This window comes from Actinoplanes sp. NPDC049668, assembly GCF_044465445.1.
In the GTDB taxonomy this organism is placed as follows: Bacteria; Actinomycetota; Actinomycetes; order Mycobacteriales; family Micromonosporaceae; genus Actinoplanes.
The window spans coordinates 454,911-470,864 of the sequence record NZ_JBITLR010000009.1 but is presented as its reverse complement, the minus strand read 5'-3'; the positions used below and the strand labels follow the sequence as shown (position 1 = coordinate 470,864).

The 15,954-nt window shown below is 70.9% G+C and carries 15 protein-coding genes; 5 read left to right on the top strand and 10 right to left on the bottom strand.

What is annotated here, in order from left to right:
* Window position 1: 1 nt before the first annotated feature.
* Genes ACIBSW_RS35625 through ACIBSW_RS35610 form a run of 4 tightly spaced genes read right to left on the bottom strand, consistent with a single transcriptional unit; the run spans window position 2 to window position 4,513 of the window.
* On the bottom strand, window positions 2-1,222 hold the full coding sequence (locus ACIBSW_RS35625) for a threonine/serine exporter family protein (protein ID WP_354730735.1): 1,221 nt from the start codon (window positions 1,220-1,222) through the stop codon (window positions 2-4).
* A gap of 26 nt (window positions 1,223-1,248) precedes the next feature.
* Window positions 1,249-2,601, bottom strand: coding sequence for a dipeptidase (locus ACIBSW_RS35620; protein WP_354730733.1), 1,353 nt, complete (start codon window positions 2,599-2,601; stop codon window positions 1,249-1,251).
* Window positions 2,598-3,035, bottom strand: a complete 438-nt coding sequence (locus ACIBSW_RS35615) for a hypothetical protein (RefSeq protein WP_404799556.1) — start codon at window positions 3,033-3,035, stop codon at window positions 2,598-2,600. Before ACIBSW_RS35615 ends, ACIBSW_RS35620 begins: the two co-directional genes overlap by 4 nt.
* Entirely contained in the window at window positions 3,032-4,513 is a 1,482-nt protein-coding gene (locus tag ACIBSW_RS35610; RefSeq protein WP_354730228.1) for an APC family permease, read from the bottom strand. Before ACIBSW_RS35610 ends, ACIBSW_RS35615 begins: the two co-directional genes overlap by 4 nt.
* A gap of 660 nt (window positions 4,514-5,173) precedes the next feature.
* On the opposite strand from ACIBSW_RS35610, the gene ACIBSW_RS35605 reads away from it, so the two are divergent.
* Together ACIBSW_RS35605 and ACIBSW_RS35600 are read left to right on the top strand one after the other, a co-directional pair.
* Window positions 5,174-6,292 carry an aminopeptidase P family protein gene (locus ACIBSW_RS35605; protein ID WP_354730230.1) on the top strand — a complete coding sequence of 373 codons (1,119 nt, stop codon included), beginning with the start codon at window positions 5,174-5,176 and terminating at the stop codon, window positions 6,290-6,292.
* 25 nt (window positions 6,293-6,317) lie between these two features.
* On the top strand, window positions 6,318-6,617 hold the full coding sequence (locus ACIBSW_RS35600) for a hypothetical protein (protein ID WP_354730232.1): 300 nt from the start codon (window positions 6,318-6,320) through the stop codon (window positions 6,615-6,617).
* A 4-nt stretch (window positions 6,618-6,621) separates the two neighbouring features.
* Here the strand turns inward: ACIBSW_RS35600 and ACIBSW_RS35595 are convergent, their stop codons facing one another.
* Window positions 6,622-7,428: a hypothetical protein gene (locus ACIBSW_RS35595; RefSeq protein WP_354730234.1), complete on the bottom strand. Its 807-nt coding sequence runs from the start codon at window positions 7,426-7,428 to the stop codon at window positions 6,622-6,624.
* A 104-nt stretch (window positions 7,429-7,532) separates the two neighbouring features.
* Here ACIBSW_RS35595 and ACIBSW_RS35590 point away from each other — a divergent pair, with 104 nt between their 5' ends.
* Window positions 7,533-8,810 (top strand): sulfite oxidase, encoded by a 1,278-nt coding sequence (locus ACIBSW_RS35590; RefSeq protein WP_354730236.1) that lies wholly within the window; start codon window positions 7,533-7,535, stop codon window positions 8,808-8,810.
* Between the two features lie 2 nt (window positions 8,811-8,812).
* Here ACIBSW_RS35590 and ACIBSW_RS35585 read toward each other — a convergent pair whose 3' ends face one another.
* Window positions 8,813-9,286 carry a nucleotidyltransferase domain-containing protein gene (locus ACIBSW_RS35585; RefSeq protein ID WP_354730238.1) on the bottom strand — a complete coding sequence of 158 codons (474 nt, stop codon included), beginning with the start codon at window positions 9,284-9,286 and terminating at the stop codon, window positions 8,813-8,815.
* A 56-nt stretch (window positions 9,287-9,342) separates the two neighbouring features.
* Here ACIBSW_RS35585 and ACIBSW_RS35580 point away from each other — a divergent pair, with 56 nt between their 5' ends.
* Window positions 9,343-9,708 carry a hypothetical protein gene (locus ACIBSW_RS35580; protein WP_354730240.1) on the top strand — a complete coding sequence of 122 codons (366 nt, stop codon included), beginning with the start codon at window positions 9,343-9,345 and terminating at the stop codon, window positions 9,706-9,708.
* A 160-nt stretch (window positions 9,709-9,868) separates the two neighbouring features.
* Window positions 9,869-10,378: a hypothetical protein gene (locus tag ACIBSW_RS35575; RefSeq protein WP_354730242.1), complete on the top strand. Its 510-nt coding sequence runs from the start codon at window positions 9,869-9,871 to the stop codon at window positions 10,376-10,378.
* Here the strand turns inward: ACIBSW_RS35575 and ACIBSW_RS35570 are convergent.
* The 4 genes from ACIBSW_RS35570 to ACIBSW_RS35555 all read right to left on the bottom strand — a co-directional run bounded on the left by ACIBSW_RS35570 (window position 10,375) and on the right by ACIBSW_RS35555 (window position 15,912).
* Complete coding sequence (locus ACIBSW_RS35570; protein ID WP_354730244.1) at window positions 10,375-11,418, bottom strand: glycosyl hydrolase; 1,044 nt, start codon at window positions 11,416-11,418, stop codon at window positions 10,375-10,377. The two genes, ACIBSW_RS35575 and ACIBSW_RS35570, sit on opposite strands and share 4 nt — an antisense overlap.
* 1,062 nt (window positions 11,419-12,480) lie before the next feature.
* Window positions 12,481-13,539, bottom strand: a complete 1,059-nt coding sequence (locus tag ACIBSW_RS35565; protein WP_404799555.1) for a sensor histidine kinase — start codon at window positions 13,537-13,539, stop codon at window positions 12,481-12,483.
* Between the two features lie 209 nt (window positions 13,540-13,748).
* Window positions 13,749-14,930, bottom strand: a complete 1,182-nt coding sequence (locus tag ACIBSW_RS35560) for a histidine kinase (RefSeq protein WP_354720506.1) — start codon at window positions 14,928-14,930, stop codon at window positions 13,749-13,751.
* 40 nt (window positions 14,931-14,970) lie between these two features.
* Window positions 14,971-15,912, bottom strand: coding sequence for a HAMP domain-containing sensor histidine kinase (locus ACIBSW_RS35555; protein WP_354720504.1), 942 nt, complete (start codon window positions 15,910-15,912; stop codon window positions 14,971-14,973).
* Window positions 15,913-15,954: the final 42 nt, after the last annotated feature.

The following is a 15,954-nucleotide window of genomic DNA, read 5'->3' as shown; positions in this document are numbered from 1 at the left end:
GTCAGGTCCCGGCCGCGAGCGGGCGGCGCACGGCGGCGGCGCCGATCAGCATGCCGATGCCGATCGCGGCGAGCAGCGCGAGCATGTCGGCGAGGCTGGCGACCCCCCGTACGGGATGGCCGCCGATCCAGCTCTCGATCCCCCGCAGTCCGTGCGAGCCCGGGGTGAGCACGTAGAAGGCGCCCAGGTACAGCACGTACGGCGGCGGGAAGCGCCGCCGGCGCCCGAGCAGCAGCGCCGCGCTGGTCATCGCGGTCGCGCCGACGAACGTGCCCACCTCGTCGCCGGCGGCGGCGCCGGCCAGCGCGGCGACGGCGGCGGTGCCGAGCACGAACGACAGCGCCCACCCGAAGTCGCCGGGCGCCATCGAGAACGTCAGCAGCACGCCGAGGGCGAAGATCACCCAGCCGAGCGCCACCACGACGGGCCCGAGGTTGCCCGCGACGTCGACGTCGAACAGGGCGCCCTGCGGCACGTCGACCAGCACCGTCGCGACCAGCGCGCCGAAGCCCAGCAGCAGCAGCGAGGCGATGCTGGAGGTCAGCCGCGACGCGCCGGCGGTGACCCGGCCGCCGGCCAGCTCCAGCATCGCGGCGGAGAGCGCGTCGCCGGGGATGAAGTAGAACAGGGCCGGGATGATCAGCTGGATGGGCCCGCCGTCGATCCAGCCTTCCCGGTACGCCACGAGCACCAGCGCGGACACCGCGACGGACGCGGCGAACGGCGTGACGAGCGCGAGGCGCGGCCGGTCGTCGCCGGCGACGACCAGGCAGCCGACGAGCAGGCCGAGTACGGCGGACGCGACGACCTCCTGCCAGGTCGCCTGGACGGAGATGCCGAACCCGACGCTGAACAGCGCCATCCCGAGCACCCGAGCGCCGCGCCCGAAGCGCGTGGGCAGGCGCTGCAGGGCGGCCAGCCGGCGGGTCGCCTCCGCCGCGGTCAGCCGCCCCTCGTCGATCGTGGCGAGCAGCCGCTTCAGCTCCGAGACCTGGTGCAGCGGCGGGACGATCGGCATCGCGGAGCGGGCGATGGTGTGCCCGCCGACGGTGACGACCGCGGCGTCCGCCAGGAAGACCACGTCGACGTCGTCGACGCCGTAGCGCCGCGCGACGTCCCTGACGATGCGCTCGGCGCCGGTGGTGCCCTCGTAGCTCCACCGCAGCAGCAGGTCGGTCAGCGCGTCCAGCAGTTCGACGGTGTCGGTACGGGCGTTGGGCACAGGCTGCTCCCTCCGACGGCCCGGTGCTAACGACCGCCGGAGTACCGCTGCAGGAACAGCGCCTCGGCGAGGGCCATGTCGGCGATCTCGCGCGGGTCGACGCTCTCGTTCGGTGCGTGGATCAGCGCCTGCGGCTCTTCCACGCCCATCAGGATGATCTCCGCGTCCGGGTAGGTGTCGGCGAAGACGTTGCACAGCGGGATGGAACCGCCCTGCCCCAGCGTGGTCATCGGCCGGCCGTAGGCCTCGTTCATGGCCGCGGACAGCGCCTGGTAGGCGGGGCCGCCGGTGCGCGCCTCGAACGGCTGGCCGACGGCCTCACTCTCCACATTGACGTGTACGCCCCACGGCGCCACCGCCTGCAGGTGCGCGATGAGCGCGTCCTGCGCCTTGACGGCGTCCGTGCCCGGCGGCACCCGCAGGTTGAGCCGGGCCCGGGCGCGCGGCTGGATCGCCGCCGCCGAGCCGACCACGGGCGGGCAGTCGATGCCCAGGATGGTCAGCGCCGGCCGGGCCCAGATCATGTCCGACACCGTGCCGTCGCCGAGCAGCTTGACGCCGTCGCGCGGCGCCGCGTCCGCCCGGAACTGATCGGCGGGGTACGGCTGGCCGGTCCACGTCTGAGTGTGGTCCAGGCCGGCGACGGTGGTGTTGCCCGCCTGGTCGCGCAGCGTCGCCAGGATCTGCACGAGCGCCGCGAGGGCGTCCGGCGCGGCGCCGCCGAACATCCCGGAGTGCAGCTCCCCGGCGAGCGCCTCGACCGTCACCACGACGTTGACCATGCCGCGCAGCGTCACGGTGGCGGCCGGCAGCCCGACCGCCGCGTTTCCGGTGTCGCACACCAGGATCGTGTCGGCGCGCAGCAGGTCGGGGTGGCGCACGACGAAGTCCTCGAGGCCGCCGGTGCCCTGCTCCTCCGAACCCTCCACGATGACCTTCAGGTTCACCGGCACCGGGCCTTCGAGCGCGCGCAGCGCGGTGAGGTGCATGACGATGTTGCCCTTGCAGTCCGCGGTGCCCCGGCCGTACCAGCGGCCGCCGGCCTCGGTCAGCTGGAACGGCGGGGTGCGCCAGGCCGCCTCGTCCAGCGGCGGCTGGACGTCGTAGTGCGCGTACAGCAGGACCGTCGGCGCGTCCCGGTCGGTGCCGGGGCGCTCGCCGAACACCGCGGAGCTGCCGTCCGCGGTCTCGTGCAGGCCCATGCCTGTGAAGCCGACGGAGGTGAAGGCGTCGGCCACCCATCGGGCCGCCCGCGCGCATTCCTCGGGCGGGAACTGCCGGGGGTCGGCGACCGACGGGATGGCCACCAGCTCGGCGAGGTCGCTGCGCGCCTTGCCCATCAGGTCGGCGACCCGCTGGCGGAGCTCCACGGCGGTCACCGGGTGGCCACGTCGTCGAACTCGAGATCGTCCACGATCTCCTGGAACTCCGCGACCTTGTCCGGGCAGTAGACCTTCATGATGAGCAGCTGGCCCTGGACGATCTTGCTGTCGGCGATGACCGGGCGCTGGCCCGGGCCGGCGGCGCCGTTGGTGATCTGGCTGTAGAGCACGCCGCGGCTGAGCGCCTCGTCCGCGTTCGCGCAGATCGCGCCGCCGTCGTCGCCGAGCACCCGGGTGATCTGCTCCCGCGACGGTGCGCGCGCGCCGGCCGCGGTGAGCTCGCTGATCAGCTGGTCGGCCTTCGCGTCGGCCTCGCGGCTCTCCTGGGCGCCCTGGAAGGTGAGCAGCGCGGTTCCGGCCAGCACCAGGAACGCGACGCCGAAGATGAGGTAGACCGTGCGATGACTCGTGTGCGCGACAGAGGGTTTCATGCCAGCGACTCCTCATCCGTGGACGCCATCTTCCAGGACGGCTTGCGGAACTTGTAGAACAGGAACGGCACCAGCAGGCCGAGGCCCAGCGCGCCGCCGGCGACGACCACCAGGTAGAAGCCGACGCTTCCGGAGCCGAACTGCGACGGCGGGATGAACCCGATCAGCAGCGCGGCCAGCGAGGCGGCGAAGCCGATGCCGCAGAGCGCGGTCAGCATCGGCGCCCGGTACCCGCGCGGGTGGTCGGGGTGGCTGCGCCGCAGCCGCACGGCGGCGACGAACATCAGCAGGTACATGATCAGGTAGACCTGGGTGGTGATCACCGAGAAGATCCAGTACGCGCTGGAGACGTCCGGGATGAACGCGTACGCGAGCGCGATGACGGTGGTGACCGCGCCCTGGGTCACCAGGATGTTCTGCTGCACGCCGTGCTTGTTGAGCCGCTGCAGGAAGGGCGGCAGGTAGCCCTCCTGGCGGGAGATCAGCAGCAGGCCCCGCGACGGGCCGGCCAGCCAGGTGAGCATGCCGCCCAGCGACGCGGCCACCAGCATGATGCCGAGGATCGGGGTGAGCCACTGCGTGCCGAACTCGGCGAACACCGCGTCGAAGGCCTGCATGACGCCGGCCGTGAGGGAGAGCTGCTCGGCCGGCACGATCCAACTGATGGCCAGCGCGGGCAGGATGAAGATCAGCAGGACGAGACCCATCGCGAGGAACATCGCCCGGGGGAACTCGCGCCCGGGGTTCTTCAGCGAGGACACGTGCACCGCGTTCATCTCCATGCCGGAGTACGACAGGAAGTTGTTGACGATCAGCACCAGGCTGGACAGGCCGGCCCAGGCGGGCAGCAGGTTGTCGGCCGTCATCGGCGCCGCCGACTCGTTGCCCTGGCCGAGGAAGACGATGCCGAGGAGCACCAGCAGCGTGCCCGGCACCAGCGTGCCGATGATCAGGCCGCCGCTGGCCAGGCCGGCCACCGAGCTGGTGCCCCGCGACGAGACCCACACGCCGGTCCAGTAGCAGACCATGATCACGATCGCGGTCCAGACGCCGCTGGTGGCCAGATCCGGGTTGATCACGTACGCCAGGGTGCTGGCCACGAAGCCGAGCAGGCTCGGGTAGTAGAAGATGGTCATGGCGAACTGGCACCAGATGGCCAGGAAGCCCATCGGCTTGGAGAGGCCGAGGCTGACCCAGTTGTAGACGCCGCCCTTCCAGCCGGAGGCGAGCTCCGCGGAGACCAGCGAGGTCGGCAGCAGGAACACCAGCGCCGGAACCACGTAGAGGAAGATGCTGGCCAGGCCGTACACCGCCATCGTGGGCGAGGGCCGGAGGCTGGCGACCGAGCTGGTGGTCATCAACGCCAGCGCGATCCAGGAGATGTAGGCGACCGTCTTGCCGGGTGTCTTCGCTCCGCCGCCCGCCGCCGGGGCGGGCGTCGCCGCCGGCCCCGAGGCGGGCCCATCCATCGCACTCATGCTGCCTCCTGAACAGAACGCCGCACCGCCGTACCGGGCGTTGCGAACACTCCGACGCCAGAACCCCGGCAGCCGGTCCAGCGGTATCATCGGCGGCCGAAAAGGAACCCGCCTCATCCCCTGCGGGTTAGCTCACGACATCGGTCCCCGGGCTGCAGTATCACGCCGCCGGCCTGCGGGGGCGGCGTGATCCAACCGAAGGCAGCCGTGCGGGTGATCAACGCCCGCCGGGACCAAGCACCGCGCTTGGGGCTCCCGTCGCCGCCGAAGCTGATATACAGGGGCTGAACACCGAGACTTTCTCACCATCGCCGGGCGGCGACTCCCGGCGGTGGACAACGGCCCGGACACCGTCCGGCCCACACTGCTCACCGGACCGGCCGACCCGTCCGGCGTTCCGCACGAGGCGCCGTCGGCCGCCGATGCACGGCGCCCGGGTTGAATCATCCGTCGCGGGCGATGCTGGCGCTTCCGATCAGCCGTGAGGCTGCAAGGGCGCCGGTGTCCGAATCCGGCCTCGCCGCCGGGCGCGACGACCGGCCTTGAGTGCTCGGGCGTGGCCGCATGCCGACCACGGCCGGGGCGAGGAGAACCCATGTCGGCGACAGACCTTCCAGTGAGCGGTCCACGACGCACGCGCAGCACCGGAGGTGTTCGCCGATGACGGCACGCCAGTTCACCCCGAAGGACTTCACCGAGCGGATGGAGCGCGCCGTCGCGCAGGCGACCGACGCCGGCCTCACCGGCCTGCTGGTGACGCCGGGGCCCGACCTCGTGTACTTCACCGGCTACCAGCCGACCGCGATCACCGAGCGGATCACGCTGCTGGTGCTCGGCGCCGGGCACGAGCCCGCCATGATCGTCCCGACCCTGGAACGCGGCGACGCCGAGCGCGCCGACGGCGTGTCGGCGGTGTCACTGACCGACTGGGCCGACGGCACCGACCCGTACGCCCAGACCGCCCGTCTGCTCGACCCGAAGGGCCGCTACGCCGTCTCCGACAACGCGTGGGCGATGCACCTGCTCGCGCTCCAGGAGACGCTGCCCTCCTCGGGCTACACGTCGATGACCAGCACGCTGCCGATGCTGCGCGCGGTCAAGGACGCCGAGGAGATCGACCGCCTCGCCGCCGCGGGCGCGGCCGCGGACGCGGCGTACGGGCAGATCGTCGACGTGCGCTTCGCCGGGCGCCAGGAGCGCGAGATCGCCGCGGACCTGGCCGGGTTCCTGCGCGAGCACGGGCACGAGACGGTGGACTTCACCATCGTCGGCTCCGGCCCCAACGGCGCCAACCCGCACCACGAGATGAGCGACCGCGTCGTGCGGGAGGGCGACATGGTCGTCCTCGACTTCGGCGGCCTGCGCGACGGCTACGGCTCGGACACCACCCGTACGGTGCACGTCGGCCCGCCGTCCGACGAGGAGCGCGAGGTCTTCGAGATCGTGCGCCGCGCCCAGCAGACGGCCTTCGAGGCGGTCCGGCCCGGCGTCGCCTGCCAGGAGATCGACCGCGCGGCCCGCAAGGTGATCGACGACGCCGGCTACGGCGAGTACTTCATCCACCGGACCGGCCACGGGATCGGCCTGACCACCCACGAGCCGCCGTACATGGTCGAGGGCGAGACGCACACGCTTGTTCCCGGCATGTGCTTCTCGATCGAGCCCGGCATCTACCTGAAGGGCCGCTTCGGCGTACGCATCGAGGACATCGTGACGGTGACCGCGGACGGCGGGCGCCGCCTGAACGGCACGAGCCACGAGATGCACATCGTCTCCTGACAATGGACGCCCGGAGGTGCTGGCGATGCTGTTCCTGCTGATGCTCACGGCATTTGTGGCCTGTACATGCGCGTACACGATCTGGCTGATCGTCCAGGACACCTCCCCGGACCCGGAGGCCCGGCCGGCCCACGAGCAGATCGGCCCGGCCGCGGCCGGATCCCGGCCCGAGCCGGGCAGCCTCGAGGGCGTGCTGGTCGCCCAGCTGGTCGCCGCCGCGATCACCCGCCGTCAGTACGTCCGGGAGATGGAGCGCGTCGCCGCCCGCGACGACGAGCGCCACCCGCTCGCGATCCCCCCGGAGATCGGCTCCGACGGCAGCTGACCGGTCACCAGCCGCCGTCGAAGAAGGCCAGCAGCGCCGGCGCCGGATCCGCCGCGGTGCCCGCGTTCGCCACGACGACGATCATGAGGACCGCCGACGTCACCGCCGTCAGGACACCGAAGGACCCCACCACGCGCCGGGCGCGCCGATCGGTCGTCGCGAACCTGCGCCACGATGCGACGCTCACGCCGGCGAGCGCGACCGCCAGTACCGCGGCGACCACGGCGAGCACCAGATGGAACCGCGCGAAGTCAGAGATCATCCCCGCAAGGGGAGGCGGGATTCGCTTTCCTCCACTCTCGACACCGGCGAGGGCTTGCCGAGCCTGATCGAGCGCCCCGGCAGGCTCCCCGCCGGACACCAGCATCGGCAGCGCCGAGGCGAAGGGCGCCGCCGCACCCTGGATGTTGGCCATCAGCGCCACCGTCGCGAACAGCCCGAGCGCGACGACGACAACGCCGGCCGGCGCGAGGAAGAGTCCGCGGCCGCCCCTCAGGAACGCCCGCCAGAGCAGGACGCCGAGCGCCACCAGCACGATCAGCAGGAGCGCGGCGAACACGGCCTTCGCGACGTGGTAGCGGAACCAGTAGTCGACCGCCCGCTCCAGGCCGGGCGGGAGATCCCGGCCGCCGGAGCGCCAGTACCCGGGAAACTCCGCGCCCAGTGCCGCCGACAGCTCGCGCTCGTCGTCGAAGCCGCCGCCCGGCCCGAGAGCCGCGAGCGCGCGCGGTCCGACCACGAAGGCCGCGACGAGCGCCGCGGCGAGGGCGGCGAGCACGGCGGCTCGCAAGGACTCCAGGTGACCACGCATCACCGCAGGCTAGGCGGCCACGGCCGGCGCGAACCAGGACACTGGCCAGAGTTTCAAGGTAGTGCCAGCCATACCTCTTCTCCTATCTGGCCCATCGGTTTACCATGCTCGTTACCCGCCGCCGCGGGCACCGGGAGAGGATGGACGAGATGCTGGACGAGGGCACCTACGACCGGCTTCGGCTGCGCCAGTGGCTGGCCGGCGAGGCCGGCGGCTTCTCCCGCCGCGACCTGCTCAAGCTGACCGCCGCGATGAGCGCCGCCGGCCTGGTCGGCGCGACCGCCGCCGGCGCCCCGGCGCGGGCCGCCGCCGGACCGATCGTCAAGCCCCTGCCGCCCGAGCTGTTCAACGTCCTCGGCACCAACGCCGAGATGCGCTGGTCGGCCATGGCCGACCAGGGCTACCTGGTGCCGATCGACCGCTTCTTCGTCCGCAACCACACCAGCACCCCGATCATCGACCCGGCGGACTGGCGGCTGCGCCTCTTCGGCGCCGGCCTGCGACACGGCCCCGTCGATTTCTCGTACGACGACCTGCGCCGCCTACCGTCCGAAACGATCACGTCCGCCGTGGAGTGCGCGGGCAACGGCCGCAGCTACTTCACCAGCCAGCAGGGCCAGACGGTGTCCGGCACCGCCTGGAAACTCGGCGGCATCGGCGTCGCCCGCTGGCGCGGCGTGCGGCTCTCCACCGTCCTGCGGCGCGCCGGCCTGGGCCGCAACGCGGTCGACGTGCTGCCGTCCGGCCTCGACCCGAACTTCGTCACCGGCGGCGTCGACCTCGGCCCGGTGCACCGCCCGCTGCCCGTACGCAAGGCGCTGCACGACGTGCTGCTCGCGTACGAGATGAACGGCGAACCGCTGCCGGCCGACCACGGCCGGCCGGTGCGGCTGATCGTGCCGCACTGGATCGGCATCGCCTCGATCAAGTGGCTGGGCAGCATCGAGGTCTCCGACGCCCCGCTGTTCTCGCCGTGGAACACCCAGTTCTACCGGCTCTTCGGCGCGGACCACCCCGCCGAGGGCAAGCCGTTCGACCGGCAGGTCATCAAGAGCGCGTTCGAACTGGACCAGGACGCCCAGCTACCCGCCGGCGAGCACACCCGACTACGCGGCCGCTCCTGGTCGGCGGGCGGCGCCATCCGCCACGTCGAGGTCAGCACCGACGGCGGCACCCACTGGCGCCGGGCGCGGAAGGTCGGCGGCAGCGAGGGCGCGGCCTGGCAGCGCTGGGAGCTCGACTGGCGGCCCGCCGCGGGCGAGCACGTGCTGCTGGCCCGGGCCACGGACGTGCGCGGCAACACCCAGCCGGACACCACCGTCCACAATCAACTCGGCTACCTCTTCGACGCCGTGGTCCGCCACCGGGTCGTCGCGGCCTGACCTCACTCCCCCGCGAGCCGGCGCAGCAGGGCGAGGTCCGCCCGGTCGACGTCGCGGGGTTCGTAGCCGCCGTGGAACAGCAACTGCCGACCGACCGAGATGCAGTCGACCCGGCGGCCGCCGATGACGCCGCTGGTGAAGTCGGCGCGCGGCCACCGGAAGACAGCACCGTCGAGGCCGGCCTGGAGACCGTCGCCGGCCTCGTCGAACGTCAGCGGGTGCAGGTCAACCCGCCCCCGCGGGCCGGCGACCTCCACCCGGACCGGCCGCCAGTCGGTCTCGATGACGTAGCCGAGCCGGCCGAGCACGTCCAGCGCCGCGCCCTCCCCGTCGGCGGGGATCGCGAGGTCCAGGTCGCGGTGCGCCCGGGTCTGCCGACCCACCAGGGCGTCGACGCCCCAGCCGCCGCTGATCCAGGCCCGGCACCCGACGGACGCCAGGGCGTCCAGCACCGTGTGCACCTCATCGGCGGTCATGACACTCGGCCCACTTCGTCTTGTTCGCGGAACGGGCCAGTGTCTACCATCGACAGATGGAACGCCAACGCACGGCGGCCATGTCGCGGACAGCGTTCGCCGCCGAAGTCATCGGATTTCTTCTCATCGGCACCGCCTTCTTGGTCGGCGCCGTCCTGGTCTTCTCCGGCACCGTCACCGTCGTCGGTGCGGGCGAGGGCACCATCGCGCAACGCGTCGTGGTCGGCCTGCTGGCGCTCGCCCTGGGCGGGGTGTGCGCGGGCGGCGCCATCCTCCAGCTCAAGCAGGGCCGGAGAGCCACCCGCCCGGCCCCGCCCGACACCCGGTCCGACAACGGACCCGGTGCGCGGGGCTTCGGCATCGAATCACCGGAACGCCGGCACGACGACCCCGGCCCAAACCCCGCAGTCGGCGAGTTCTAGGGCTGTCCGCCGCGCCGCGGCTACCTCGCACTGAACCTTCTCGCATCCACCCGGCCGTTGGCGGGCCACCACATGCGCCCAGCAGTCGGGGCAGGATTTGAACCTGCGACCCCTTGTTACCAACCGTGAGCGTCCCGGGCTTGTCATGTGGGCCAGCGGCATGCTCACGCGGGCGGAGATCGATTTCGACGCGGTGGGGCGTCTTGAGCGGGAGTTACGGGAGTTCCGGGCCGCCTTCGCCGACGTCCACGACGACATCGACAAGATCGACGCGTCGGACGCCGCCGCCCTCGAACGAATCGAGGGGCTGCGCCGGGCCATGGAAGCCGTCTATCACCAGCCGCTCGTCTTTAAGCAGGAGCCCGGGTCGCCGGTCGCGCGGGGCAAGGTCGGCGTCGACGAGGTGCTGGGCTACGTGGCCGGGCTGCGGGCGCGGAAGGTTCTCGGCGGAACCGTCATCGGCACCGTGCGGGCGAAACGGATCGAGCGCGACGGTAGAGCTGTCGGGCTGGAAGTCGACGAGACCGGGCTGCGCGGCGGGGCAGTCGAGGCCATCACCCTGCATTGGCAACTGGGGCAGCTGGGCACCGCGCAGACCGTTGGTCCGGGGCGCGGGCGAGCCGCCCGGCTGGGTGCCGGGCGGCTCATGGGGCGTGGTGGTGCGGGTTAGCCGATCTTGACGTTGAAGATCGGGTCGGCGGCGAGCTTGCGGAACGCGGCTAGGTTCTTACTGGTGGAGTCGATGCTGATGTCGCGGTTACCCTTCTCGTCGTCCTTGGTGTCGAAGTAGACGATGGCTTTGATCCCGGGGCGCTTGACCAGCTCCGGCACCACCGAGTTGTAGCCGACGGTCTTGTCGGCGGGCACGTGTTCGCGGTGGTAGACACCCCACTCGGCGATCATGATGGGCTTGCCGGGGTGTGTGGTGGTGGCCCAGTCGTACCAGCCCAGACCCCTACCGCCCTTCGCTTTGCGGTCGAGCAGGTCGGCGAACGTGCCGTGGTGGTAGCCCTTCTCCGCGTTCACGTAGGAGTCCAGGCCGAGCCAGTCGACGACGTCGCTACCCGGGTACAGGTCGGACCACCACCGCTGGGCCATCCACTTCTCGTTACCCATGTACGCCATCACGCTGATCGCATTGGTCACGCCCTGGGCTTCGAGGCGCTGGATGGTGTGCCGGTACATGGCGGCGAAGTCCTTCGCCTCCATCCCGGAACCCTTGCGCGCGTTGACGTCGTTCTCCGGCTCGTGGTGAAGGATGAGGAAGAACTTCTCCCGGAAGTTCGTCTTCAGATGCGCGGCGAGCCTGTCGATCCGGGCATCCTTTTCCCCCTTGGCGACCTTGGCCCAAGAGGCGCCGTGGGCGACCTTCCAATTCAACGCCAGCACCCGGGGGTTGTTCTTGTCCCGGGCCATCGCTATCTCGGCCTTGTTGGGGAAGACCTCGTCGCCCTTGTGGTAGGTGTGGAAGATGGTCGCGGTGCGGCCGGACAGCTTCTCCCAGTCCTGGTGCGCCTCATCGCGGCGGACCTCGGTGAAGCCGCCGGCGGCGACGCCCCAGAGCACCCCACATGAGGGCGCCAGGTTGTCGTTGGTGACACAAACCTCGGCCGGAGCGGCCGGAGCGGCCGTGGTACCGGCGACCGCGATGCCAGCCCCCACGGCCAGGGCGGTCAGAACGGTCAGCGGCTTCGCCAGATTGATGCGCATTTCGGATTCCCTCCACATTGTTCGGCCGTTGGTGTCGGCCGGGCGTGTGGGGAACAATCCGGTTCGGTGGTGGCGCGTCCCGGTCCCGGACAGGTGCCGTCCGGTTGCGGCTAGCCGGTCAATGTGGCTTGTGGACTCGGAGGCTGGAAACTCGTGTCGTGTAGCCGTTTCCACCCGGTCACAGGCTGCTGCGTGGAGCCTGAGATCAATGGGGATCGCGGCGCGCCGCGTGGCCAAGGACGAGGATGTGGCGTTCTCCAAGACCGTCACCGCGCCGATGCGTACCCCGCACCAGAAAGGCGTGGCCACTGTGGCGTGGCGAGGCACGGGCTGGCCCGGAAAGTGCGCCTGCGGAACGTTAAGGCGGCGCCGCGTGACGTCACGGCGGTAGCGTGCGCGCCAAGGGCCGACAGCAGGTGACGCGTTCGTGGATCTCCTCGGCGGCGCGGATCACCCGTATCGGCGGCCGGGTTCTCGACGCGCTTGCTGAGCGGCGATTACGTGGCGGATAGGCGTGACCGACTGGGATCCTGTAATTCGCCCCTCCATTAGCTCGGGCACGTGGGGCGCGGCGACCTGCTCGACGGTGGCCAAGCTCTGGCGCAGACGATGCGTGCGGTCAGCCGCTCATGATGCGTTGCCCGGCTTCCCTGGTTGGGATGCCCTGCCGACTACGAGTCGTCCTATTCCGTGCGTCGAGCGATGAGGACGCAGGCGTCCTCTTCGGCCGTAGTGCTGTAATCGAGCCGCTCGAGAGTTACTGCCGGATCGTGGACGCTGGTGACGCGTTCGGCGAGCCGATTGGCGCAATCGTCGACGGATCCTGGCCCGAGCAAGCCGTCGGTGTACAGCAGCAGGTGATGGATCTGGTCGCTGGTACCGCGTTGCCTGCTCGTGCCAGTCTCCAGGTGCAGTCAGAGCAACTCGCCCTCCAAAGCCGACAACACCGAGGAACTAGTACACCTCTTGTTATCGCGCTGCTCGCTGCCGCCATGGCCGAGGCTCTTGGGTACAGCATCCCGCCGGCGGCTGTGCGGACGAACGGCACCGCACTGCCCGGCATCAACGGGCTCGTCGCCAACGGCTGGCGGTCGTTCGCTGACGTGCGGTCGGCAGCACTCCCTTGACCTCAAAACCGGTGGCGGTGGGGCCAGCCGTTAACTCGCCGCCGACAGCGGTGACCCGCTCGCGCAGGCCGCCGAGCCCGTGCCCCGGGTGGAAACCGGTCGCCGGAGTAGTGCCGGTGTCGTCCACAGTCAAGGTAACCCGGTCCGCACCCCAGACGACCCGCACGGCGGCATGGGCCCTGGGGCCGGCGTGCTGCCGTGTGTTGGTGAGCGCTTCCTGGACGAGGCGGTAGGCGGCCGTGCCGACGCTCGGGTCTAGCCGAGCCGGCTCGCCCTCACCTTCGACCTCGACCGGGAGACCCGCGGCCCGGGACTGTGCCACCAGCTGGTCGAGGCTGTCCAGCCCGGGGTGGGTGATCGCGTCGGCCTCCTCGCCGGGGACTGTCCGCAACAGGTGCAGCAAGCGGCGCAGTTCGTCCATGGATTGCTTGCCGACGTCCTGGATCACCTCGAGCGACTCGGCCGCCTGGCGCGGCTCGGCGGCGATCGCGTCCCGGGCGGTCGCGGCGTGCCAGGCCATGACGCTCACCGAGTGGGCAACGATGTCGTGCAGCTCGCGGGCGAGGACGGTGCGCTCGGCGTGCCGGGCATCGATGGCGGCGGCCGCCTCGCGGCGGGCGGCCGCCCGCCGCGGCAGGCGCCGTCCGACGGCGGCGACGACCAGCGCGGCCAGCATCAGCATCACGGCGCCTAGCGTTGCGAGGAAGGTGTAGATGCCCTGCAGGACCTCGGGGCTGGGGTTGTAGGTCCCGCTGCCGTCGAAGTCCATAGTTCCGATGTCGAGGAAGGGCCGGGCCCGGAGGTGGTAAAACACAAGGCAGCAGAGCGGGACGAAGCTGGCAAGTGCCCAGATGAGCACGCGCTTAGACCGGTGCACCGCGACGGAGTAGAGACCCACCAGCAGCGCGGGGTACGAGGCGAAGGTGAGCAGATAACCGAACGCCAGCGACAACGCCAGCGACCCGCCGAACACCAGGAACTGGAGCAGGAACACGGTTAGTGGCCAGTGGCGTCGCGGCACCAGGACAGCGGAGTACACGACGACGCTTACCACGACCAGCCAGGTCGGCGCAGGCGGGAGGCCAGACCACCCGGACGGAGCGGTCTGCCCGAACGCGGCCCAGAGGCCGGCGAGCAGGAAGATAGAAGGTACCGCTAGGTCGGCCAACCGGGTCGGCACCCGCCGGGGAGGCATCGTTGTGGTCATCGGGTCGCCCCGGAGATCGGCTGGCGGGCGAGCGGTAGGACCGCGCTCACCAGGAAGCCGTGCGGGGTCGGTTCCGCCCTGAGCGTGCCTTCCACCGTGGCTACCCGTTCGCTGAGCCCGAGCAGGCCGTGGCCGGTGGAGAGGCCGTGCCGGGCCGGGGCGGTGCGGGGCGCGGCCCTGCGGTCCTCGACGGTCAGGTGCAGTCCGTCCGGCATCCAGGCTATGGTCACCGTCGCGGTGACGTTGTCGTCGGCGTGCTTGCGGGTGTTGGTCAGAGCCTCCTGCACCAGCCGGTAAGCTGTGGTGCTTACGCTTGGGTCTAGCTGGCCTGGTTCGCCATCGACCGTCACCTCTATTCGGAGGCCGCCGGCCCGTGACTGGGTCACCAGCATGTCGATGGCCTCGATGCCGGGCAGCGGCCGGTCGCTGTCGTCGTCGCCGTCGGTCTGTAGCAGGTGCAGCAGCCGCCGCAGCTCGTCCATCGACTGGGTGCTCGCATCCTGGATCACGTCGAGCGCCTTGGCCGCCCTGGCCGGATCGGTGTCGAGTACGCCGCGAGCGCCGGCCGCCTGCAGCACCATGATGCTGACCGAGTGGGCGACGATGTCGTGCAGCTCGCGGGCGACGACCAGCCGCTCCTCGTGCCGGGCCTCTACCTCGGCGGCCGCGGCGCGCCGTGCCACGGCGCCGCGCGGCAGTCGGTAGCCGGTAGCCGCAACCACAGCCGCGGGCACGATGAGCATGAAGATGGTTTGAACGATTGCGGCGAGGGCGACATCTGCTGCGCTTAAGACGTACTGAGACGACGCAGCGAGCGAGTTGAGATGCAGACCCCAGTTGACGGCGTACACCGTGGCCGGTAGGAGACACGCGACCAGCGCCGCCCAGAGCCAAGACAGCGGCCGGCGGGCCGCCACCGCGTAAAGCCCGACCAACAGCGCGGGTACCGGTGTAAGACCGCCCGGCAGCTGCGCGACGGTGCACCAAACGACTTGGACGACGAAGGCCGTACCGGGCATCCGCTTGCGCAACGCAACGAACGTGACGCTGAGGACACCACCTGTCACCAGGACAACGACTACCCAGGGCTCGCGGACGCCCCTCAGCGTGAGGAGGTTGGTCACCCCGACCAGCGCGATGAGAAGCAGGTCGACCAGCAAACGACCGATCCGGTTCATGACGACATCCTTTCTGATGGAACAGGAGTGGGCTGGGGAATCAGGGCAGCGTGAACCAGAATCGGCTGCCGCCGCCGGGGTTCTCCTCGACCCCGATCCGGCCGCCGTGCCGCTCCACGATCCGGCGGCAGATGGCCAGGCCCAGCCCGGTGCCTTGGAACCCGCGACTGTTGGCGCAGCGGTGGAATTCGTCGAAGATCCGCGGACGCTCGTCTTCCGGGATCCCGATGCCCCGGTCGGCCACCTCGATCCGCACCTCGCCAGCGAGGTGCCGGGCCGAGACCGTGACGTTCGGCCGGGTTCCCGCGGGGGCGTATTTGAGGGCGTTGCCGACCAGGTTGTCGATGACGTGGCGCAGTAGCACCGCGTCGGCCGTCAAGGTCGGCAGCGGGCCGTCGGTCACCACGCGGGTCCCGTTGCCGGCGGTGACGCGCTCTGTCACCACGTCGGCGACCATGTCGTCCAGCGCCACGGGGGCGAGCCGGAGGGCGGACGCTTCGGCCCGAGCATGCCCAAGCAGCCCTTCCACCAGCCGGTCGATGCGCCGGGTCGCCCGATCCATCGCGGCCAAGCCCCGCTCACCGTCGGCACCGAGGGTCCGGCCGTGGTCCTCGCGCAGCATCTGCAGGTGGGACGAGATGACAGACAGCGGCGACTTCAGGTCGTGGCTCGCCATCGTGATGAAGCCACGCAGCTCCGCCTCCCGACGGCGCAGGGTACGTTCCGCCTCAGCGCGACCCCGCACCCGGTGGTACGCGATCGCGCCGGTGAGAATGGTGAACGTGATCGTGGCCCCGAGTGCGACGAGCACGCCCGAGCCGAACTCGTTGCGGTATGCGGTGCCGCACAGCACGAGCGCGGTGACGACCAACCACACCGAGTAGATTCGCCGCACGGTGGTGGCCGCAAACGTGGCGATGGTGGTGCGCAATGTCGGCTCCTTGGTGAGGATCAGGTGGCCGCGGATAACGACTGACCTCATCGTGTGTCACCGGCCCTGTCGGGGTCGTCCACCTGCGGCGGC